Below are 23639 nucleotides of genomic sequence, written 5' to 3'. Positions count from 1 at the left end.
ATGAAAGTGAAAACAATTTTGGTGTCACAACCCGAGCCCAAGGTGGAAAATTCGCCTTACTTTGAACTTCAGCAAAAGTATAAAGTAAAAATTGATTTCAGACCTTTTATTCATGTAGAAGGAGTTAATGCCAAAGAGATTAGACTTCAAAAAATCGATCTCAATCATTACACCGCTATTATTTTAACCAGTAAAAATGCTGTTGACCATTTTTTCAGAGTTGCTGATGAAATGCGTTATAAAGTTCCGGAAGGATTAAAATATTTTTGTCAATCAGAAGCCATCGCTTTTTACCTGCAAAAATATGTAGTGTACAGAAAACGTAAAATTTACGTAGGACCAAAAGATTTTGCCGATTTATCTCCATTAATAAAAAAATACAAAGACGAAAAATTCTTGTTGCCTGCTTCAGACCAATTAAATGCCGATGCGCCTATTACGTTAAACGCATTAAAAGTAGATTGGACTCCAGCTGTTTTTTACAAAACGGTGATGAGCGATTTGTCTGATTTAGCTGATGTATATTATGATATTTTGGCTTTCTTCAGCCCAACCGGAATAAAATCATTGTTCAAAAACTTCCCAGATTTCGAACAAAACAACACTCGAATTGCCGTTTTTGGAAGCACAACTCAAAAAGAAGCTTTAGATCATGGTTTGAGAGTCGATATTCTTGCACCAACACCAGCAACGCCTTCTATGACAATGGCTTTGGAAAAATACATTATTGAAGCCAATAAAGGAAAGTAAAAAAATACTTTTTAGATACAATTACAAAAGCCATTCGCAATCTGAATGGCTTTTTTTATGGCGCCAAGTGTAAAATCGCGTTGTGCTTCTTTTTCATGTATTAACAATAAGTAGAAATTAGTCCTGCTGTCAGTTTAAGCGCAGTCCATAATAATTTTAGCATTTCGACTGCACTCTATGTGACAAAAAACTTGCAATTAAAACGTAGTAAATATCGAATTTAATCGTTTTTACATTAAATTTGATTTCCAATCTAAACTAAATTTTGTATTTTAGTTTAAAATAACAACTCATGAAAATTAATTCCTTAATTGTAGAAATTGACGGCATCGACAAAGAAATTTTACGCGACCTGATGGAAGATGCCCGAAAACCAATTCTTCAAATCGCCAATAAAATAGGAATTTCAGGAGCGGCAATTCATCAACGTTTGCGGAAACTGGAGCAGTCTGGCGTTATTTCGGGATCAAAATTCACCGTAAATAATAAAATTCTGGGTTACAATACGATGGCTTTTGTCGGGATTTATTTGGACAAAGCAGCACGAAATCCAGAAGCGGTGCGTGAATTAAAGAAAATCCCTGAAGTATTAGAATGCCATTACACCACAGGAAACTGGTCCATTCTGATAAAAATTATTTGTCGGGATAACGAACATTTAATGCATTTGCTCAACACCAAAATCCAAGCGATAGAAGGTGTTTCCAGAACAGAAACCTTTATTTCCCTGAATCAGCAAATCGACAGGCAGATTCAATTATAGTTCCGTTTAATCGAGCAAGTGTTGCGTTACTTATTGAACAAAAAAAACGTCTTGTTTTTAAACAAGACGTTTTTTTATTTTTAAACGAAAAATCTAATTTCTTCTTCCGCCCATATAAATCGAAACATAATACAACAAGGTTGCAATAGATCCTAAAGCAGCCACAACATACGTTCTTGCAGCCCATTTCAAGGAATCTTTAGCCCCAGCGTGTTCTTGTGGTGTCAACATTCTTTTGTTTTCTAGCCAAGCCAATGCTCTATTGCTCGCGTCATATTCGACCGGTAAAGTAACTATGGAGAACAACGTCGTCGCTGCAAAAATGATAATTCCTACCAGTAGTAATTGTGGAAAAGTCTTCATCATCAAGATTCCTCCAAGCAAAATCCATTGCATGTAGGTGGAAGCCACATTCACCACCGGCACTAATTTAGAACGCATCGTGAGCCACTGATATCCCACAGCATGTTGCACGGCGTGACCACATTCGTGTGCGGCCACAGCCGCCGCGGCCGCATTTCGTTGGTTGTAAACCGCCTCACTTAAATTCACTGTTTTATCCGCCGGACTGTAATGATCCGTCAAACGACCCGGTGTCGAGATCACTCTTACATCGCGAATCCCATTATCGGCAAGCATTTTTTCGGCAATTTCAGCGCCTGACATTCCGTTTTGTAATTGTAATTTAGAATAATGTTCAAATTTGCTTTTTAGTCTTGAACTAACTAACCAGCTGAAAAGCATAATAGCTCCGGCAAGAATCAAATAACCCATTCCCATATTTTTGTTTTTTATTTAAATGTTTAAAATAAAACATCAAATTTTGAACCATTTTTTTACAATGTCAAAATGGCACAAGAAAACAGCAATAACATTATTCATTAACACTCAACTGCTTATTCACAGCTTCAAATTTAGCGATCAAACCGTTGACTTTAGCCTGCTCTTTTTTGATTTCTTTTGGTCTTAAATAAAACCAAGTAAACCCAATCCATCCCAACATTACTACATAAGTAAAAATTCCCCAAAATATTGTCATACGGGATGTGTATTCATACATGTACAAACATAACCCGGATCCAAGCAGTATAAAATACAAACTCAACATGGTAGATTGCAAAAAATGCTGTTTTGTTTTAATCGAAATTAATTTTTGCAGGTATTCACTATTACTTTGAGTACGATCAACTGTTTTATAAAATCCAACTAATTTATTGTAGACGAACAAATACATCAGCATTGCGGAAATAGTCAAAATAATTCCGATTTTGGTTGAAATAAACTCAGGCTGATAAAAATACCAGATAAAAATAATAAATGCACTTGTCGCGATTAGTAAAACATTTGTTATAACTAATTTTCTAAGGCTTACTCTCTTGAAATATTTCAGTTTAGAAAGCAATTCCTCAATATTTGGCGGGCTTACGGCCTGTTGTTTCCATAAATCTTTAAAGTCTATATTATTGTCCATTTTCTTTAAACTTTTGAGTTAATTTTTCTTTTATTCTATGAATTTTTACTCTTGTATTGGCTTCTGAGAGTCCGACGATATTGGCAATTTCAGCTTGTTTTACATCTTCCAGTTCGAGTGAAATAATAATGCGATCGATTTCTGGCAATTCGGCAACGCATTTATACAAAAATAGAATTTGAGGTTCAAGCGAATAGTCCCTTTCTTCGGCAATATAAATCGGCAGTTCTGACTTGGGAAATCGTTTTTCTTTGTCAATCTGCCTCAAGCAATTGTTGGATGCAATTCGGAAAATCCAAGTTCCGACACCCGATTCATTTCTAAATGTGTCAAGTTTTTGCCAAACAATAATAAACGTTTCCTGCGCCATATCCTGTGCAATGTCATAATCATTTACGTAACCCATGCACAATCGAAAAACTTTTTGCCAATAGGATTTGTATAGTTGTTCAAACTCCATTATTATGCTTTTATAAAGTTGTTTAGTTGTGCTAAATACCATTCTTTATCATCATACATAATAAAGTGTAAACCTTTGTTCGAATATTGAAAACTAGCCGTTTTTAAGTTTTTGTATTGTGCTTCTATAGGCCCTTTGTAATTTGAAAAACCAAATTCCAATAATATCAAAGCAGGACATTTTATTGCCGTAATTTTATCTCTCAAATCCGTATTGGAAAAATCACAATACATTTTGCCGAAAATTTTTCGGTCTGATTTCATGCTCCAACTAATTGCTTCCTCTTGTTTTGAGGCATCTGCCAAAAGCATGGCCATATTTCTTTTTTGCATTTGATAAAATTCATCTTCAGACATAGTCGTTATTTGATTAACCATTGAAGAACAGTCGTTATTTTCTAACGATTTAAAAGATGGATTTCTAAAAGCGGCCAAACAAGGAAGCGCATCAACGACTACAATTTTGCTTATTAATTCAGGATAATCTGAAGCAATAGCCAACGCAAGCCCTCCGCCCATACTGTGACCAACTATAATTGGTTTTTCTATTTTGTTTGCTTTAATGTAGTTCACGATTTCTGTTTCCCAATTTATAAACGAAGCATCTGGTTGTGGTTTAATCCCAGCAAAACCCGCCATTGTAAATGTGTAACACGTAAACTCTTTTTCGAAATTAGATTTTGTTTCATTCCAGACATCTCCAGAACTGGCAAATCCGGGCAGGAAGATTATAGATTGTTTTCCCTTTCCTGTTTTGCTTATTTCAAACGGATACGATTTTATTTGTCCGAATACATTTAAATATAATGCTGAAAACAATAGAACTATAACCAAGAAGGAATACTTTTTCATTTTTAATAGATTTAAGTTGTTAAATGACCCAATTTTTCTTTTAGATACAGAATCTATTAAAATGTTACAAAAAGTTAAAAATAACACTTAATATATTATTTATTAGTTGTTTGAAAAACAAAAAAAATCCCGATTCTAAATGTTAGAATTGGGATTTTTTTATATAATAACACTATTTTTTACCCCACCAAATTGATGATTTTCCCCGGAACGATAATCACCTTGTTTGGCAATCTTCCTTCTAATTGCTTGATGGTTCTTTCGTCTTTCATTACGATTTCCTCGATTTGTTCTTTGGTTAAATCCAAAGGTAAAACCATCGTGAAACGCATTTTCCCATTGAAAGAAACTGGATATTCCTTTTCGCTCTCAACTAAATATTTAGCTTCAAAAACAGGAAAGGCAACCGTTGCAATAGATTCTGTATTTCCTAACAGCAACCATAATTCTTCGGCGATGTGCGGCGCATACGGTGAAATGACGATTGCTAATGGTTCCAGAATAGCACGTGAATGACAGTTTTGCGTGGATAATTCGTTCACACAAATCATAAACTGAGAAACCGAAGTATTAAAAGAGAAGCCTTCAATGTCTTCTGTTACTTTTTTGATGGTTTTGTGTAATGATTTTAAGTTGTCTTTCGTTGGTTCGTCATTGGTAACAATCAAACCATTATCATCAAAATACAAACGACAAAGTTTTTTCAAGAAACCAAAAACGCCTGAAATCCCTGACGTGTTCCAAGGTTTCGCTTGTTCCAATGGCCCTAAAAACATTTCGTACAAACGCAATGTATCGGCACCGTATTCATTACAAATATCATCCGGCGTAACTACATTGTATTTGGATTTCGACATTTTTTCGATTTCGCGGCCAACAATGTATTTTCCGTTGTCGTCAGTGATAAAAATTGCATTAATATATTCTTCTCTTGATTTTTTAAATTTTTCAACATCTAATTCGTCAGAAGAATTAACTAAAGAAACATCAACGTGAATAGGATTAATATGTTCAATTATGTAAGTTACTTCTTCATTAATAACATTATATTTTTCAAACAAAAGAGCATCTAATAAACTTTGATTTTCTGCACTATTAATTTTAAATTCTTGATCGAAACCAGTCTGCTTAGAAATAAAATTTTTAGTCCAAAATACTATTTCATTATAATTTTCAACATTATATTTTCCTTCATCTGTCTTACTTCTTTTCGAACAAAATATTGAAGCCTTGTAAACAAAAGCACTCATCCCCAAAATCATACCCTGATTAATCAGTTTTTTGAATGGTTCTTCGGTCGGCGCAAAACCTTTATCTTTTAGGAATTTGTTCCAAAAACGGGAATACAATAAATGTCCGGTGGCATGTTCGCTTCCGCCAATGTATAAATCGACGTTTTCCCAATACGCCAATGCGTCTTTGCTAACAAACTCCTTTTCATTTTGCGCATCCATATATCGCATCCAATACCAGGAACTTCCTGCCCAACCTGGCATCGTGTTTAGTTCCAGTGGAAAAATGGTTACATCATCAACTAACTGGGTACTAACCACTGAACACTGAACACTATCCCAAGCCCAAACCAAAGCGTTTCCCAAAGGCGGTTGTCCGTCTTCAGTTGGTAAATATTTCTCTACTTCCGGCAAGATGATTGGCAAATGTTTTGCGGCAATCATTTGCGGCAAGCCATTCACATAATATACCGGAAACGGCTCTCCCCAATACCGCTGACGAGAGAAAACGGCATCACGCAAACGGTAATTGATTTTTCCTTTTCCTTGGTTTAGTTTTTCTAATTCTTCTATCGCTTTTTTAGTCGCTTCTTTGTACGTCAGTCCGTTTAGGAAATTAGAATTGGCGATAATCACATTGTCTTTCGAACCGTATGCAACCTCAGAAATATCCACATTTGCAAAAATGTTTTTGATTTCTGTCATACCATTTTGACCCTTGAAAAAATTCGCAAAAGCATAATCTCTTTCATCGCCACAAGGAACGGCCATAACCGCGCCTGTTCCATAACCTGCCAAAACATAATCCCCAATCCAAACCGGAATAGATTCTTTGGTAAAAGGATGTTCAGCATAAGCTCCGGTGAATACTCCCGAAATGGTTTTTACATCAGCCATGCGTTCTCTTTCGGAACGTTTTGATGTTTTTTCTATATAAGCATCCACTTCCGCTTTTTGTTCTGGAGTGGTTATTTGTGAAACCAATTCATGTTCTGGAGCCAAGGTCATAAACGTTACTCCAAAAATGGTATCAGGTCTTGTAGTAAACACATCGATATATTGCTGCTCACTTTCAACGTTTGACTTTTGACTTTCGACTTTAAAAGAAACAGTTGCACCAACTGATTTTCCAATCCAGTTTCTTTGACTTTCTTTGATGCTTTCGCTCCAGTCAATAGTATTTAAACCTTGTAACAAACGTTCTGCATAAGCAGAAATTCGCATGCTCCATTGGGTCATTTTCTTTCGCACCACAGTAAAACCGCCACGCTCTGAAACACCATTTACGATTTCGTCATTTGCCAAAACAGTTCCTAATCCCGGACACCAATTCACTTCAGTCTCGGCTAAATAAGTCAACCTATATTGCAACAAAATTCTCTCCTGCTGTTCTTTTGCGAAAGCGTTCCATTCATTTGCTGAAAAAGCTTCAATATTTTCATCGCAAACCGCATTGACATTTGCATTTCCTTCTGTTGAAAAAACAGAAACCAAAGCAGAAATATCTTCGGCTTTGTCGCTGTTTTTGTTGTACCAAGAATTGAATAATTGGATGAAAATCCACTGCGTATGCTTGTAATAATCAGGATTTGAAGTGCGGACTTCTCTACTCCAATCGAAAGAGAATCCAATTTTATCCAATTGTTTTCTGTATCCCGCAATTTTATTTCCTTCCTTATCCGTCCCTCCGTCAATATTAACCGAAGTCGTATCCTCGGGACGTTGCCCCGTTTGTATTGCATATTGTTCCGCAGGCAATCCAAAACTGTCGTAACCCATTGGGTGCAACACATTAAAACCTTGGTGTCTTTTGTACCTTGAATACACGTCAGAAGCGATATATCCCAGCGGATGTCCGACGTGCAATCCCGCTCCAGATGGATAAGGAAACATGTCGAGTACGTAATATTTAGGTTTTTCTGAGTTATTTTCGGCTTTGAACGTTTCGTTTTCTAACCAATATTTCTGCCATTTGGCTTCTATTTCGTTTGGATTGTATTTCATTCCCTTTTTTTATTGTTTTTTTAATGGAGTCATGCTGTCGCGCACTCAAGTCATTCCTCTTTTTTATTATTTTTTAATGGAGTCATGCTGTCGCGCACTCAAGTCATTCCTCTTTTTTATTGTTTTTTAATGGAGTCATACTGTCGCGCACTCAAGTCATTCCTCTTTTTTATTGTTTTTTAATGGAGTCATGCTGTCGCACACTCAAGTCATCTTTATAAAAGTTGCAAAGGAACAAAGCCTCAAAAGGCTTTCTCACGATGACTATTTTTAGGTAGCAAATTTACATTTTATGCACGAAAATCGAAACTTTGAGCGTTATTAACTTCGAATAAAGAAATTCTTTATTATTTTTACCCAATAATTTCAATAAACTATGAGTTCTTCCTTTGATAATTTTCAAAAACGCCGGTTAATTTCCTCTTATTTTTCAGTAGTGCTAAGTGTATTCTTGGTTTTATTTCTATTGGGAATATTGGGACTTTTTATAATAAATTCTAAAAAATTAGCCAACGATTTCAAAGAAAATATCGCTATGACGGTTTTTTTCAAGAATGAAGCCAATGACAGTATTGTAAAAGCTTTTGGAACCCAAATAAAAGCAAGTCCATTCGTAAAATCATACACTTATATCACCAAAGAAGCGGCCGCTAAAGAACATACCGATATTATTGGTGAGGATTTTATGGAATTTCTAGGTGAAAATCCACTGCAAAACTCCTACGACATTCACCTAAAAGGAGATTATGTAATTAAGGACAGTATTACAAAAATTGAAGCTGGCTTGCGCAAAAACGCAATGATTTCGGATATTGTGTATGACAAACAATTAGTGAATTTAGTGAACGACAATATTAAAAAAGTAAGTATGTGGATTTTAGTAATAAGCGTATTCTTAGCTTTTATTGCCGTATTATTAATCAATAGTTCGTTGCGTTTGTCCATTCATTCCAACCGATTTATCATTAAAACCATGCAAATGGTAGGTGCTACAAAAGCTTTTATCAGAAAACCTTTTGTGATGCGAAGCATAAAACTGGGAATGATTGGAGCAGTTTTGGCCGTTCTGGCGTTAATAGGAGTTTTGATTTATGTTGAAACCAGTTTTCCAAATCTTGGGATTTTGGAAGACAAAGCTATGATTGGCTTGGTATTATTGGCCGTTTTAGGAATTGGCGTTTTAATAACATGGTTAAGCACGTATTTTGCAACACAACGTTTCTTGAACTTGAGAACTGACGATCTTTATTAATTTTAGATTGAAGATTAAAAAAAACCGCATTATCATTCAGCATTCTTAGTTGCTGAAATAAAATTTAGCACATATGGAAAACAATGAACAGCAACCAGAATTTCTTTTTGACAAAATAAATTACAAAATCTTATTAATTGGTATTGGAGTAATTGCCCTGGGATTCATTCTAATGTCAGGCGGCGGAAGTGAGGATCCTAATGTCTTTAGCGAAGATATCTTCAATTTTAGAAGAATTCGATTGGCGCCAACAACTGTTTTAATCGGTTTCGGAATTACCATTTATGCTATTCTCAAGAATCCCAAAAAAGCATAAATGAATACATTACAAGCATTTTTAATTGCTGTTATCGAAGGATTAACCGAATATCTTCCCGTTTCCTCGACCGCTCACATGATTTTTATGAGTTCTTATTTTGGAATTCAAGAAGATGATTTCGTAAAGCTTTTTCAGGTTTCTATCCAATTTGGAGCCATTCTGGCGGTTGTCGCTTTGTATTGGAAGAAATTTTTCGATTTCTCTTCAAAAAGTGTTGCAATCAGTTTTTATCTCAAACTTATTTATGCCGTAATTCCAGCGTTGGTGTTAGGGAAATTATTCGATGATAAAATTGAAGCCATTCTGGGAGACCCTATTCCCATTGCGATTGTATTAATTTTGGGCGGCGTAATTTTACTTTTTATCGACAGTCGTTTTCAAAGTCCAACTGTTATTAGAGAAGAAGATATTACAGTAAAGAAAGCTGTAATCATTGGTTTTTGGCAATGTTTAGCAATGATGCCGGGGACAAGTCGATCTGCTGCTTCAATCATTGGAGGAATGCAACAAGGATTAACGCGTCATGCCGCAGCGGAATTCTCTTTTTTCTTGGCAGTTCCTACCATGATGGCCGTTACTTGTTATTCTGTATTTTTGAAAACCTATGAGTCTTCGCAAATGAAAGGCTATGAATTGATTTTAAAATCAAACGAAAACATACAATTGTTCTTGATAGGAAACGTAGTTGCTTTTATCGTTGCTATTCTAGCGATTAAATTTTTCATAGAAATTATCAAAAAATACGGTTTTAAACCTTGGGGTTGGTACCGAATAATCGTAGGAATCTTTTTATTATTCTACTTTTCATACTTTAAATAAATTCCTTTGAAAACAGCCGAAGATTTCCAAGACGGACAAATTTTACTGATTGATAAACCCTTGAATTGGACTTCATTTCAGGCGGTGAATAAATTGAAATGGGCTTTAATAACCAAACTGAGTCTGCCAAAAAAATTCAAGATTGGTCACGCCGGAACTTTAGATCCGTTGGCAACGGGATTGTTGTTAGTTTGTACTGGAAAATTTACTAAAAGAATTACCGAACTTCAGGGTCAAGCCAAAGAATATACCGGAACTTTTTATATTGGAGCTACAACGCCTTCGTATGATTTAGAAACGGAAATCGACCAAACTTTCCCAACGGAACATATTGACGAAAATTTAATTCATGAAACCGTCAAACAATTTCTGGGCGAAATCGATCAAAAACCCCCTATTTATTCTGCTATAAAAAAAGATGGTGTTCGCTTATACGAACATGCCAGAGCAGGAGAAACCATTGAAATTGCCACGAGAAAGACAACTATTCACGAATTTGAAATCACCAGAATTGCACTTCCAGAAGTCGATTTTAGGGTCGTCTGCAGCAAAGGTACCTACATTCGTTCCCTAGCTTTTGATTTTGGAAAGGTGATGAATTCCGGTTCGCATTTAACCGCTTTGCGTAGAACAAAAATTGGAGATTACGACGTAAATAAAGCGATGGATTTGACTTTATTCGAACAAAATCTAATCTCTGAATTGCATTCAACAAGCAAAAACACATGACAAATACATAATTATATTTGCGATGTGTTTTTTCTAAAATTAAAAGTAATTTTAATTCATGATTTTTTGTCTACTTTTTTATGAGATGTTTTAATAATGACTTACGTCCTTACCTCCAAATAACAAATAGGACAAATAATCATAAATTCGATTGAATAGCTTCTTCATAATGATGTTTTTTTAAATTGTTAAACAATGTTTAAACACCAATAAAAAGTAAAGTAATGTACAATAGAGTTGGTTCAAGCGGTTAATTTACGCTTTTTATTTGATAATAAATAAATAAAACGATAAAAAATATAGCTAACTATTTAAAATATAGAGATTTATGAATAAAAGTAATTGTTCACTTAAAGATTCAACATCAAGTTGATCAATTCATTTTGAGTGGAAATTCCTTTATCATGCAAATACCAAAGTTGTAAATTGGTTTTAAGAGTTTCGTCAATAACTCCAAATTCTTTTCTGTAATCTGTTACTAAATCAGCTGCGGCTTGTGGTCGAGGCCCCCAATTTCCAAGCACACTTCCAGTTTCTTTATCGACAAAAATTAAAATAGGAATCGCTTTCTTTTTATTGGTTAAAAACAACTTCATCAATTCTTCATTTTCATCACGCAACACAATTCTTAAGTCAATTTTACCGGATTCAATTGCCATTTTATTGATAATTGGCAACAATTGCGCGGCATCACCGCACCAACCTTCAGAAATTACCAACCAAATGTATTCACGCGGTAAAGACTTTAATTTCAGACTGATTTGTTCGGTAATTTTAATCGTTTTATCCAAACGATTCATGCGCGTTTCATTCAGTTCACTGTAATGCGTTAAATCTTCCGATTGTTCGTCCCCAGTTGATTTTTTTTCAAATAGTAAATCTGAAATAAGTTTTCTGTATTCTAAATATGAATGGCTATTAAACAATGCTTTGGCTATTGGAATTTTCATAATGAATTATTTGTTTTCACAAAGTTACCATAAAATTGGAGCATAAATATGATATCTGTCACTTTCAATTCCACAAAAAGAGTAATTTTATAACAAATAGTTATAATGGATTTAAAAACAAAATCTATAGGATTAGTACTTTCCGGTGGCGGATCTAAAGGTTTGGCGCATGCTGGTGTCATTAAATTTTTGGAAGAGGAAAACATCAAACCCTCTCAAATCGCAGGAACGAGTGCTGGATCGATTGTTGGCGCGTTATATGCTTGGGGAAAAACACCCGAAGAAATTTTGGAGTTTTTTAAATCCATTTACCTTTTTCACTGGAAACACCTCACGTTTAAGAAAGCGGGATTAATTGATTCAGAATCCTTCCGAAGTTATTTTCACAGTATCTTTAAAGACGCCGTATTAAGTGATTTGAATATTCCAGTTCAGATTACAGCCACCGACATGATTCGCGGAAAACTAAAAATATTTTCTCCCAATACAAAAATCGTTGATGCCATTTTAGCATCTTCAGCGTTTCCCGGGATTTTGTCTCCTTATCAAATAGATGGCAATATCTATAGTGATGGCGGGATATTGAATCATTTTCCAACCGATATTTTACAAGGACAATGCGAAACTGTGATAGGTGTTTATGTAAGTCCGATTCAGAAAATTGAAGCCAAAGATTTGCGTTCCATTAAGGCAGTGACTACTCGGGCTTTTGATATTCTTTCAGCAAATTCAAATATGCATAAATTTAATATTTGCGATTGGGTTATAGAACCCAAGGATTTATGCTTATACAGCACCTTTGAAACCAGCAAAGTAAAGATGAATGCCGTTTTCAACATTGGCTATGAAGCCGCAAAAAAATCGTATGAAAAACTTAATTTATAAAATTTAAGCAACACTTTTTTTAAAAATCATAATATGTCTATATTTGCACCAATCAACTCAACACACACATGAAATACAAAAGAATTCTTCTGAAACTAAGTGGCGAAGCTTTAATGGGCGACTTGCAATATGGAATTGACCCAAAAAGACTCGCTGAGTATGCTGATGAAATCAAGCAAATTCATGATAAAGGAGTAGAAATAGCCATTGTAATAGGTGGTGGAAATATTTTTAGAGGAGTTGCAGGAGCAAGCGCAGGAATGGACAGAGTACAAGGTGACTATATGGGAATGCTGGCAACGGTGATTAACGGAATGGCATTACAAGGCGCATTGGAAGAAAAAGGTATGAAAACCCGTTTGCAAACGGCGTTAAAAATGGAATCCATAGCAGAACCATATATCAAAAGAAGAGCGGACCGTCACCTTGAAAAAGGAAGAATTGTAATTTTTGGAGCCGGAACTGGGAATCCATATTTTACAACCGATACCGCAGCGGTTTTACGTGGTATTGAAATCAATGCCAATGTGATTCTAAAAGGAACTCGTGTGGATGGAGTGTATGACTGTGATCCGGAAAAAAACGCATCTGCCATCAAATTCGATTTCATTTCCTTTGACGATGTCCTTAAAAAAGGATTGAATGTGATGGATACGACAGCATTTACGCTAAGTCAGGAAAATAAATTACCAATCGTAGTTTTCGATATGAATAAAGTAGGAAACTTATTGAAAATCTGCGAGGGAGAAAATATAGGAACTGTAGTAAACATATAGTATTCAGTCACAGTTTGCAGTCGCAAAGGCGGCTAGAACTGGAAACTGAGACGGAAAACTGAAAACTAAAATTTATGACTGAAGAAATTGAATTTATATTAGATAGTACCAAAGAATCCATGACGGGTTCTATTGCGCATTTAGAAAAAGAATTTTTGAATATTCGTGCAGGAAAAGCTTCTCCGGCCATGCTTGGAAGTGTTTTTGTAGATTATTACGGATCGGCAACGCCACTTTCGCAGGTATCAAAAATTAGTGTTCCTGATGCCAGAACCATTACGTTGCAACCTTTTGAAAAAAACATGTTGCACGTAATTGAAAAAGCAATTATGGTAGCTAATATTGGTTTTAATCCAATGAATAACGGTGATGTAATTATCATTAGTGTTCCTGCACTAACCGAAGAAAGAAGACGCGATCTTGCGAAACAAGCCAAAGTAGAGGCCGAAGATGCTAAAGTAGGTATTAGAAATGCACGTAAGGACGCAAATACAGATATTAAAAAATTAGAAAAAGAAGGAACCTCCGAAGACATTTGCAAAACTGCCGAAGATGAAGTTCAAAACTTAACCAATAGTTACATCCGGAAAATAGATGAACTTTTAGTGGTGAAAGAAGCTGAAATTATGAAGGTGTAATTCCCTTTTCAATTATATTAAAAATGCGTCGTGTTAGTTGAACACGACGCATTTTCTATTTAAAAAAATATTGAAAATTTCCTTTTAATGACTCGAAACGAATTTCAAACCAATAATAGAACTGATTAAAGTGGTGATGAAAAATATTCTCCAAAAATCAGCTGGTTCTTTAAAAACAAAAATTCCAACTAAAACCGTTCCCACTGCTCCAATTCCGGTCCAAACCGCGTATGCCGTTCCTATAGGCAGTGTTTGTGTTGCTTTATAAAGCAAGACCATACTTATTGTCAAACAAACCAAAAATCCGCCCAACCATAATGTTGCTGTCATTCCGGTATTTTCTTTGGCTTTGCCCAAACAAGTGGCAAAACCAACTTCAAATAAACCACCGATAATTAATAAAATCCAATTCATGTTATTGTTTTAAAATTAACACAGAAGGAACACCGCTCAACCAAATACTTCGGGAATCTACGAGTTCTTTCCAACTTTCGAGACTAATTAGCATTAAATCCTGCTGCGCCAAAAATTCCTCTTTAATTATTTTATCGGTTATCAAACCAATGTTGTTTGGATATTTTTGTTCCAAAGAATCAATAGCGCTGTTCATTACAAAATTAGTCGTAAGATGTCCATTTACATCCAAAATAACAATTTTTGAGTTGTTGTTGAACACTAATTTTTGAATATAATCAATCACAAAAGAATCTTCAGGACTGAAAATAGGGATAAAAACATGATTGACTTGCTGCAGATCTTTGTCTATCAAAATTCCGATTGGCATTTTGGTTTTAGAAATAATCTGTCTCGTTCTTTCATCAAAAGGCGAATTTTCGAACAAACCTTCTTTTCCGGTAAACTTATCAATTAAACGATCAGGATTAATGATTCGTGTTGTAAAACCAATTACTTTCCCAAGAATTGTACCTTCAAATATTGATTTTCCCAAGCCTATTAACAACAAATCATAATCGCCTTGATTGGCTATATCAGCAATCTCGGTTTCTATGTCCATCGTTGCTTTAAAAATAGTGGTAATATCCTGTTTCAATAGTTGGGATTCTTCAACAATTGGATAAAAACTATTTTTTTCTTTGTCTTCCAAGTTAAAAGTATGCACCTCATCACTCAAAGACAAATGCATCACGGTAATACTGGAGCTGTTTTTCTGTTTTTTTATAAAACTATTCGCCAGTCGCAACAAGGATTTACCCTTTTCATTGTTGCCAAACGAAATTAAAATTCGGTATTTATTATGGTTTGTTTGTTCAATAACTTCAACACCATCTTTCGTTTTGAAGATATAATTGATTAAATCCAAAGCCGGCCCCGTCATAAAAGTAGTGACCAATGCCATGATGACCATCATGGTAAACACTTCGGGTGTTAAAACTTTAAGTTCCAACCCGATGTTTAAAACAATCAATTCCATTAAACCTCTGGTATTCATCAAGGCGCCAATCGTCAAACTGTCACGCCAACTCTGCCCAACAAATTTGGCTGCCAAAGCACTTCCTATAAACTTGCCCACTACGGCCACTAAAATAATAAAACCAGTAACTTTCCATAAATACGGATCATTAAGTAGACCAATTTCTGTTTTTAAACCCGTGAATACAAAAAACAAAGGGAGTAAAAGGATCAACGACACATCCTCCACTTTTTCTATGAATATTGTTCTTAATTTTGGGACATCCGGCATAATTGCACCCGCCATAAATGCACCAAACAACGCATGAATACCAATAACCTCCGTTGCATAAGACGAAAGAATCAATACTAGAAAAAAGATTGCCACAACCGGTTTTACAATACTGTCTTTAGAACCATATAAATCTCCAATTCGTTTCAAAAATGGTTTTACAATATAAATCATCGCAACAACATAAAGTACTGCCAGCATAATAATGTACAACGAACTCACGAAAGTCCCTGCTTTTACAATCGCAATTACTACCGCCAAAATACACCAAGCAGTAATATCATCGGCAGCAGCACATGTAATCACTATAGAACCTAATTTAGTTTTATGAATACCTCTTTCCTGAACGATTCTGGCTAGAACTGGAAAAGCCGTAATACTTAACGCAATTCCCATAAACAAACTAAAAGCTAAAAACGTAACTCCCTCAGGAGCAAACCGATTATAAACAAAAAAAGCCAGACCGATCCCGAGTGCAAAAGGAATTACTATACTGGCGTGACTGATTACTACCGCTTCATTGGCTTTATTCTTCAGCACTTTCAAATCAAGTTCCATTCCTATAACAAACATAAAAAAAATTAATCCTATCTGACTCAAAAACTTTAAATTTCCTAAGGATTCAACAGGAAATAAAGCTACTGAAAATTCAGGAAAATACAATCCCAATAAGGATGGTCCAAGAACAATTCCCGCAATAATTTCCCCAATTACTGATGGCTGTCCTATCTTCTTAAAAATCCAGCCAAAAACTCGGGAAACAAGTATGATTGTTATTATTTGAGCCAAGAGAATAGCCAAAGGATCTTGAAAATTATGTTGCATAGCAGCTAAAAAATCATTCCAAGAACCATTGCCACTCTCTGGTGAAACTATTGTTTCTGTTGCCTCTAAGTTTTTCCCTTTTGTTATAATCCAGTACATTAATGCAATAAAACCGCCCGTAACACTCAAATAAAATATTGTATTTTTATAATTCTTCATAAACTTTTTTTTGTCATTACCAACATCCCCAAATAACGAAGATGAGAATTCAAATGTATCATTTATATCTTAAAAATTTATTTAATTACAAATAAAAAAAAGAACCTAAAATTAGACTTTAAACCTATAAAAAGTTTACGCTGAAACAAATGATTTATATCGGTTTTAACTACCTTTACAGCCGTTAAACAGGAAATATGGTCAAGTGGTTTAGTTTGGGATTTTGGGAATTGATAGCCCGAATTGTCCTTAGAAATAGGATTTTAATGTTGTCCATTATTGTTGCAATAACGGCGCTTTTAGCACTACAATGGAAGAATATTCACTTCGCTTTTACCGAAGCCAATTTATTACCGGATGACAATATTGTAAATATTGAGTACAATGCCTTTTTAAATAAATTTGGGGAAGAAGGAAATCTAGTCATCATCGGGGTAAAAGACAACGCCATATATACCCCAAAAGCCTTTGCTTCCTGGAGTAAAATGATGAATACGTTAAAAGGCGACAAAGCGGTTGATTTAGTTATTTCGTTAAATGACTTAAAGAAATTACAAAAAAATGATTCGCTGGCAACCTTTGAACTGGTTCCTTTTGTGGACCAAAGCAAAACTCTTGACCCGGCATATCTTCAAAAAATTAAAAAAGAGCTTTTCAATGATTTGCCTTTTTACGAAGGATTACTTTTTAACAAAAGATCGGGAAGCATTCGCTCCGCCGTTTACATGGATAAAAAAATTGTAAACACGTCGGCACGAAAAGATTTTATCTTAGAAAAGTTAGTTCCCGCAGTCGAAAAATTCGAAAAAGAAACCGGAATTGATATTCGTGTTTCAGGAATGCCTTACATCCGAACGCTGAATGCAAAAACCGTTACTGATGAGATCAGCATCTTTATTGGAGCCTCTTTATTAATCACCTCATTGCTTTTCTTTTTCTTTTTTAGAAGTTTTAAGGCAACGCTAATATCAATGATTATTGTTATTATTGGCGTGATGTGGTCTTTTGGATTTTTAGGATTATTAAACTACGAAATCACGGTTTTAACGGCTTTAGTTCCTTCATTAATCATTGTTATCGGAATTCCGAATTGTATTTTCCTGACCAATAAATACCATCAGGAATACAAAATTCACCACAATAAAGCCAAAGCATTACAGCGTGTTACGACCAAAGTAGGAATGGCAACCTTGATGACAAACCTTACCACAGCAATTGGTTTTGCTACGTTTGTCGCTTCAAATAATCAATTGTTACTGGAATTTGGGGTCGTGACTTCCATCAATATTATGGCACTTTTCTTTTTGTGTATCATTGTCATCCCTATTTTTCACAGTTATATTCCTGCTCCAAAAGAGCGCCACATCAAGCATTTAGACCGTAATTATGTGAAGGTTTTCATGGATTGGATTCTGAGAAACGTAAAATACAATCGCTTTTCAATTTATGTTGTTTCTATTATTCTATTAGTAATTAGTATTGTAGGAATTTATGAAATGCGCATTTCAGGCAGTTTGATTGAAGACATGCCTAAAAAAGAAGCCTTTTTTGAAGACATTATTTTCTTTGAGAAAGAATTTGACGGAGTGATGCCGCTTGAAATCATGATTGACACCAAACGAAAAAAAGGAGTCATGAAATTGTCTACGCTAAGGCGAATGGAAGAACTGGAGGAAACCATTGATGAAATACCGGAATTGTCAAAACCCATTTCGATTGTCAACCTGATTAAATATTCCAAACAAGCGTATTACAACGGAAATCCGGAATATTATGAATTGCCTACTTCGCAAGAACAGTCGTTTATTTTGTCGTATGCCAAAAATGCCACAAAAAACTCAAAAGACAATCTGATGAAAAGTTATGTTGATTCGACAGGACAATTTGCTCGAATCACGACTTTTATGCGCGACGAAAACGGCGATAATATTGCCAAAATTGAAGCTGAAATTCGTAAAGAAGCAGCTAAAATTTTCCCTGCTGATCAGTACAAAGTCACCATCACCGGAAAAGCACTGGTTTTCCAGAAAGGAACCGGTTACCTGCTGGATAATTTACTTTCGTCGCTGGCTTTCGCCTTTTTTTTGACCGCTCTTTTGATTGGTTTTATGTTCCGTTCGTTCAAAATGGTATTGGTTTCTATCATCCCAAATTTATTACCATTAATGCTAACAGCAGGAATTATGGGCTTTTTAGACATTCCGCTGAAACCGTCTACGATATTGGTTTTCGGAATTGCATTTGGTCTTTCGGTGGATGACACCGTGAGATTTCTGTCCCAATACCGCGAAGAATTAAAGAAAAACAACTGGAAAATCCGAAAATCTGTTTACGCCACATTTACGGATGCCGGCTTAAGCATGTTCTATACTTCTATCGTGTTGTTCTTCGGGTTTTCGGTGTTTATGTTGTCAAGTTTTGGAGGTACAATTGCACTTGGCGGATTGATTTCACTGACATTATTGTTTGGGATGCTGTCAAATTTAATGTTGCTGCCGGCTTTGGTTCTGACCTTGAATAAAACGCTTGCCAATGAACAGGATTTTATCGAACCCAAAATAGACATCATTGAACCAAGTGATGCCGAAATTGACGATTTAGAAAAAAATAAATAATCGTTGCGAGAAACATCGTAATCAGGCGCTAATTCCCGCTATTCGTTACAATTTTTTTCAATCCTGTCAGGGTTTTGAACCCTGACAGGATTTGGAAAAGATTTCATTTCTCTATTTTATCTCGAAAGATTACAAAACGGCGAAGGAAATTCATCCGAATGTTTCTAAAAAATCCTAAAAAACTCCATATGCTTAGCCCCGATAGTAGCGGCATCCTTTTACTTTTTCCTTTAAAAAGTAAAAGATATAGCGAATAGCGGGAAATAGCTCCTGATTGACTTAATTATATTTTAAAATTGAACTGGTCAATACTTTAAGTATTCATGGAACAACTTTACTCTATAATTCCTTACCAGGAAAAATGCTAAGAAGTAAAATAGTAACGTCAACACTTTTAACATGAAAAAAACTAATTTTAAAATTAATACCTGATGTCTATATTTCAGCATTATTGCAAATTAATACAGCAAATATTCCTATAAATTTTATGCTAACTCTTAAATTAAATGTACTTTTATTTACTATTCTAGGTTTATAGTATGAATAAATTTTTTACATTTTTGCTATTCTCGTTATCTCTATCAATATATGGTCAGGGCGAGGCTAATATTTGGTATTTTGGTGAACGTGCAGGATTGGACTTTAACAACGGTACCCCAGTTGCATTAACTAATGGAAAATTAAACACTTACGAAGGTTGCGCAACAATATCTAACAGTGCTGGTCAATTGTTATTTTATACTGATGGTGTATCTGTTTATAATAAAAATCATCTTTTGATGGAAAATGGAATCGATCTAAGGGGCAATAATACCACCACACAATCTGCTATAATAGTAAAAAAGCCTAACTCTTTAACGATTTATTATATTTTTACTTGTGCTGCACAAGGGAGTGACGAAGGACTGAAGTATTCTGAAGTAGATTTATCTTTCAATGGTGGTTTAGGAGCGGTTACTTCCAATAAAAATATTTTATTATTTACGCCAACTACTGAAAAATTAACAGCAGCTTTAAATAGAACGGGAGAGGGAGTATGGGTCATTACTCATGGATCTGGAAATAATAATTTCTACTCATTCTTTGTGGATAACTCAGGTGTAAATTCCATCCCAGTTATTAGCAGTGCTGGTGTAGAAGTAGCAGGAGATCAAGATTCCATTGGTAGCATGAAAGTTTCTCAAACAGGAGATAAATTAATTTGTGCTAATAATTCAAGTTTAACCGAACTATTTAATTTTAATAACGAAACTGGTGTCGTAAGTAATCCACGATTGATTACGGATAAACCAACTACTTATGGTGTAGAATTTTCACAATCTGGAAAAATTGCATATTTAACAACCGGTAGTAACGTTCCTGAGAAATATGAACTGAATCAATATGATTTAACAGCTACTAATATCCCCGTTTCTGAAATCAATTTACTAACTATAATCCATAGGGAATCTAACCCACTTGCCTTGCAGTTAGCTCCTGACGGGAAAATCTATGTAGCCCGTGACCTCGTCCCTTATTTAAGCGCCATTACTAATCCTAATGTTTTGGGTATTGGGTGTAATCTTCAATTAAAAGCTGTTGACTTAAACGGTAGACTCTCGTATGCTGGTCTTCCTCAATTTACACCATCTAATCTTCAAGTCACCATAAAAACGCAAAATAACTGTTTGGGCGAAATGACTTCTTTTTCATTAGATAGCAATCGAGAAATTATTGCTGCGCAATGGGATTTTGGTGATAGCAATTCCTCCACTAATCTCAATCCTAATCATTTTTATTCGTCAATAGGAAATTACACAGTTTCCGTAAAAGCAACATCAAATACAGGTGTAACAACAGAAACTAAAAACATTGTTATTTACGAAGTTCCTACAGCCTTTCAACCACAAAATATCTCAATATGTGATAACAATAATGATGGTTTTCGTACTTTTGATTTGACATCTCAAAATACTGCAATACTTAACGGTCAAGATCCCACTTTGAATAAGGTTGACTTTTATGTTAACGCTGCTGACTACAATGATAATTTAGCGATTAATAGCCCAACCACATATACAAACACAACAGCCTACTTGCCACAAACGATAATTGCTTTAGTATCAAACAAAGCTAATCCGTCTTGTAAAAGCAGTACTTCATTTTCAATTTCTGTTAATGAAAGTCCTATTCCAGAAATTTACACTTCTATATCAAACTATTTAGTTTGCGATAATACGAGTATTGGCAATGATACCGATGGACGTGTTTTATTTGATTTAACTCAAAAATCTTCAACAATTTTAAAGGGACAGTCAGCGACTCAGTTTTTACTTACCTATTACAAAGACATCGCTTTGACACAAAATATTGCAGCGCCATCAGCTTACGCGAATACCTACGCAACTGAAACTATTTATGTAAAAATGTATAATAAAGATAATCCAATTTGTTTTGCAACAACATCATTCAAAATACAAGTGAGTGCGTTACCTACTATCAATCAAAATGTTGATTTAAAACAATGTGACGATGATATTAATGGATTTACTATTTTTAATTTAGAGGAAGCAATCCCAAAAATAACAGCTAATGCTACAAACGAAAGCATCACTTTTTATACCACTCAAATTGATGCACAAAATAATCGTAACCCAATAACTAATCCCACTAGTTATAGCAATCAAATAATAAGTAACGACATTGTTTATACGCGAATTACAAACTCCAATGGCTGTTTTAAAATTGCTACAATACACTTAATAATTTCTACAACGCAAATTCCGATTAATTTCGTTAGAAATTTTATAGTTTGCGATGATGCCGTTTTGGGCACCTATACAGACGGTATTTCTAGTTTTGATTTTAGTAGTATAAACAATGAAATAAAAGCTATTTTTCCTGTAGGACAACAACTAGACATTACCTACTATCGCAATCTTAATGATGCTTTAACAGAAAAAAATACAATTTTAGATATTGTAAATTATAGAAATATAGGGTATCCAAATTCACAAAAAATTTATGTTCGTATTGACAGTAAACTTAACAATGATTGTTTGGGTTTAGGTTCTCCTATTCAGTTAACTGTTGAACCGATACCGGTTATGCAACCTATTAAGGAAATACAATGTGATGACAACCACGACGGATTATTTGCTTTTGACACCTCTACAATTCAAACACGATTATTGAATGGTTCAACTAACGTCACTTTGAAATACTTTGATGAAAATAATAATTCTTTATCAAGTCCGCTGCCTAATCCTTTTGTAACTCGTTCACAAATACTAAAAGTAGAGGCAACCAATACTGCAATGACTGCTTGTTCCTATGAAACAACATTAGAATTCGTGGTTTCTGATTTACCAGAAGCCTCTCCTATTCCGTCCAATTTATTAATTGTTTGTGATGATGAAATCGATCCTACTAAGCAAAACGGAAAATATGCTTTTGACACTTCAACCTTTCACAATACCATCTTAGGAGGTCAAACCGGAATAATAGTCAAGTATTATGATGCTAATAACAATTTACTTTCAAGTCCATTGCCCAACCCGTTTGTAACCATTTCACAAAATATTCGAGTGGAGGTAATTAATCCAAATAATGCTAACTGTAAAGCAACAATGTCAATACCATTCGTAGTTCATCTATTACCACCAATAACCTTGAATGGTGAGGAACGACTTTGCAGTAATATTAGTAATTTTACCAAAGTAATCAATGCAGCCCTTGTTGATGAATTATTAATAGATAATTATAAATATGAGTGGACTTATAACGGAAATCCAATTAGTGACGAAACAGAATACACTTTAACAATTGACAAAACGGGAACCTATACCGTGAAAGCAACTACTGATGGGGGATGTTCTAGAACTAGAGTAATTATAGTTTCTGCATCTAATATTGCTAAAATAGAAAACATAAAAATTGAAGATCTTACTTCTATTAATAGTATTCAGGTTTCCGCAACTGGTACAGGTGACTATGTATATGCGTTGGATGACGAAAATAGCCACTATCAATCAGAAAATCTTTTTACTAATGTTAGTGCAGGAATCCATACAGTTTATGTAAAAGACTTGAATGGGTGTGGTATTACCTTAAAAGAAGTAGCAATACTTGGAATACCGAATTTCTTTACTCCAAATCAAGATGGGTTTAATGATTATTGGAATATAAAAGGGGTCAACAATGCCTTTAATGCTAAAATAATTATTAATGTTTTTGATCGATATGGTAAATTAATAAGCAAGTTAAATCCTTTAAATCATGGTTGGGATGGAAACTTTAACGGGCGACCTTTGCCTTCTGACGACTATTGGTATACCATAGCACTAGAGGATGGTAGAATTTTGAAAGGACATTTTACCTTGAAAAGATAAAACAAAAAGCACAATAGGCTAAAATTAAACATTAATTTCCATTACCTTTAATAAGTCCAACTTTTAATT

General features: G+C 34.7%; 19 protein-coding genes. 11 read left to right on the top strand and 8 right to left on the bottom strand.

Annotated elements, in window-relative coordinates; genetic code table 11:
- Both ACP7AT_RS02825 and ACP7AT_RS02820 read left to right on the top strand, forming a co-directional pair.
- The gene (locus ACP7AT_RS02825) at nucleotides 1-750 is read left to right on the top strand and encodes a uroporphyrinogen-III synthase (RefSeq protein WP_426062847.1); all 750 of its coding nucleotides are present in this window, start codon (nucleotides 1-3) and stop codon (nucleotides 748-750) included.
- 292 nt (nucleotides 751-1042) lie between these two features.
- Nucleotides 1043-1513 (top strand): Lrp/AsnC ligand binding domain-containing protein, encoded by a 471-nt coding sequence (locus tag ACP7AT_RS02820; protein WP_426062846.1) that lies wholly within the window; start codon nucleotides 1043-1045, stop codon nucleotides 1511-1513.
- Between the two features lie 93 nt (nucleotides 1514-1606).
- Here the strand turns inward: ACP7AT_RS02820 and ACP7AT_RS02815 are convergent, their stop codons facing one another.
- The 5 genes from ACP7AT_RS02815 to ACP7AT_RS02795 all read right to left on the bottom strand — a co-directional run bounded on the left by ACP7AT_RS02815 (nucleotide 1607) and on the right by ACP7AT_RS02795 (nucleotide 7531).
- Nucleotides 1607-2293 carry a zinc metallopeptidase gene (locus ACP7AT_RS02815; RefSeq protein WP_426062845.1) on the bottom strand — a complete coding sequence of 229 codons (687 nt, stop codon included), beginning with the start codon at nucleotides 2291-2293 and terminating at the stop codon, nucleotides 1607-1609.
- A gap of 94 nt (nucleotides 2294-2387) precedes the next feature.
- On the bottom strand, nucleotides 2388-2984 hold the full coding sequence (locus ACP7AT_RS02810; RefSeq protein WP_426062844.1) for a hypothetical protein: 597 nt from the start codon (nucleotides 2982-2984) through the stop codon (nucleotides 2388-2390).
- Entirely contained in the window at nucleotides 2974-3444 is a 471-nt protein-coding gene (locus ACP7AT_RS02805; RefSeq protein WP_426062843.1) for an RNA polymerase sigma factor, read from the bottom strand. Before ACP7AT_RS02805 ends, ACP7AT_RS02810 begins: the two co-directional genes overlap by 11 nt.
- A 2-nt stretch (nucleotides 3445-3446) precedes the next feature.
- Nucleotides 3447-4295 carry an alpha/beta fold hydrolase gene (locus tag ACP7AT_RS02800; RefSeq protein WP_426062842.1) on the bottom strand — a complete coding sequence of 283 codons (849 nt, stop codon included), beginning with the start codon at nucleotides 4293-4295 and terminating at the stop codon, nucleotides 3447-3449.
- A gap of 179 nt (nucleotides 4296-4474) precedes the next feature.
- Entirely contained in the window at nucleotides 4475-7531 is a 3057-nt protein-coding gene (locus tag ACP7AT_RS02795) for a leucine--tRNA ligase (RefSeq protein ID WP_426062841.1), read from the bottom strand.
- Between the two features lie 376 nt (nucleotides 7532-7907).
- Here ACP7AT_RS02795 and ACP7AT_RS02790 point away from each other — a divergent pair, with 376 nt between their 5' ends.
- The 4 genes from ACP7AT_RS02790 to truB all read left to right on the top strand — a co-directional run bounded on the left by ACP7AT_RS02790 (nucleotide 7908) and on the right by truB (nucleotide 10650).
- Nucleotides 7908-8783, top strand: coding sequence for a cell division protein FtsX (locus ACP7AT_RS02790; protein WP_426062840.1), 876 nt, complete (start codon nucleotides 7908-7910; stop codon nucleotides 8781-8783).
- Nucleotides 8784-8856: 73 nt separating this feature from the next.
- Complete coding sequence (locus ACP7AT_RS02785; RefSeq protein ID WP_426062839.1) at nucleotides 8857-9099, top strand: DUF3098 domain-containing protein; 243 nt, start codon at nucleotides 8857-8859, stop codon at nucleotides 9097-9099.
- Nucleotides 9100-9921, top strand: a complete 822-nt coding sequence (locus ACP7AT_RS02780) for an undecaprenyl-diphosphate phosphatase (protein WP_426062838.1) — start codon at nucleotides 9100-9102, stop codon at nucleotides 9919-9921.
- A 6-nt stretch (nucleotides 9922-9927) separates the two neighbouring features.
- On the top strand, nucleotides 9928-10650 hold the full coding sequence (gene truB, locus ACP7AT_RS02775) for a tRNA pseudouridine(55) synthase TruB (RefSeq protein WP_426062837.1): 723 nt from the start codon (nucleotides 9928-9930) through the stop codon (nucleotides 10648-10650).
- Nucleotides 10651-11000: 350 nt separating this feature from the next.
- Here truB and ACP7AT_RS02770 read toward each other — a convergent pair whose 3' ends face one another.
- Entirely contained in the window at nucleotides 11001-11600 is a 600-nt protein-coding gene (locus ACP7AT_RS02770; protein ID WP_426062836.1) for a thioredoxin family protein, read from the bottom strand.
- A 105-nt stretch (nucleotides 11601-11705) separates the two neighbouring features.
- Here ACP7AT_RS02770 and ACP7AT_RS02765 point away from each other — a divergent pair, with 105 nt between their 5' ends.
- The 3 genes from ACP7AT_RS02765 to frr all read left to right on the top strand — a co-directional run bounded on the left by ACP7AT_RS02765 (nucleotide 11706) and on the right by frr (nucleotide 13899).
- Nucleotides 11706-12485 carry a patatin-like phospholipase family protein gene (locus ACP7AT_RS02765; RefSeq protein ID WP_426062835.1) on the top strand — a complete coding sequence of 260 codons (780 nt, stop codon included), beginning with the start codon at nucleotides 11706-11708 and terminating at the stop codon, nucleotides 12483-12485.
- A gap of 68 nt (nucleotides 12486-12553) precedes the next feature.
- On the top strand, nucleotides 12554-13261 hold the full coding sequence (gene pyrH / locus ACP7AT_RS02760; protein ID WP_426062834.1) for a UMP kinase: 708 nt from the start codon (nucleotides 12554-12556) through the stop codon (nucleotides 13259-13261).
- Nucleotides 13262-13335: 74 nt separating this feature from the next.
- Complete coding sequence (gene frr, locus ACP7AT_RS02755; RefSeq protein WP_426062833.1) at nucleotides 13336-13899, top strand: ribosome recycling factor; 564 nt, start codon at nucleotides 13336-13338, stop codon at nucleotides 13897-13899.
- A gap of 84 nt (nucleotides 13900-13983) precedes the next feature.
- Here the strand turns inward: frr and ACP7AT_RS02750 are convergent, their stop codons facing one another.
- Both ACP7AT_RS02750 and ACP7AT_RS02745 read right to left on the bottom strand, forming a co-directional pair.
- Nucleotides 13984-14313 (bottom strand): DMT family transporter, encoded by a 330-nt coding sequence (locus ACP7AT_RS02750; RefSeq protein ID WP_091207029.1) that lies wholly within the window; start codon nucleotides 14311-14313, stop codon nucleotides 13984-13986.
- Between the two features lies 1 nt (nucleotide 14314).
- Nucleotides 14315-16585 carry a cation:proton antiporter gene (locus ACP7AT_RS02745; RefSeq protein ID WP_426062832.1) on the bottom strand — a complete coding sequence of 757 codons (2271 nt, stop codon included), beginning with the start codon at nucleotides 16583-16585 and terminating at the stop codon, nucleotides 14315-14317.
- Between the two features lie 197 nt (nucleotides 16586-16782).
- Between ACP7AT_RS02745 and ACP7AT_RS02740 the strand changes: the two genes are divergently transcribed.
- Together ACP7AT_RS02740 and ACP7AT_RS02735 are read left to right on the top strand one after the other, a co-directional pair.
- Nucleotides 16783-19200, top strand: a complete 2418-nt coding sequence (locus tag ACP7AT_RS02740) for an efflux RND transporter permease subunit (RefSeq protein ID WP_426062831.1) — start codon at nucleotides 16783-16785, stop codon at nucleotides 19198-19200.
- A gap of 539 nt (nucleotides 19201-19739) precedes the next feature.
- Entirely contained in the window at nucleotides 19740-23570 is a 3831-nt protein-coding gene (locus ACP7AT_RS02735) for a T9SS type B sorting domain-containing protein (RefSeq protein ID WP_426062830.1), read from the top strand.
- Nucleotides 23571-23639: the final 69 nt, after the last annotated feature.

Source organism: Flavobacterium sp. DSP2-3-1, assembly GCF_049896865.1.
Lineage (GTDB): Bacteria > Bacteroidota > Bacteroidia > Flavobacteriales > Flavobacteriaceae > Flavobacterium.
The sequence above is the reverse complement of the archived record's forward strand: the minus strand, read 5'-3'. Positions and strand labels throughout refer to the sequence as shown.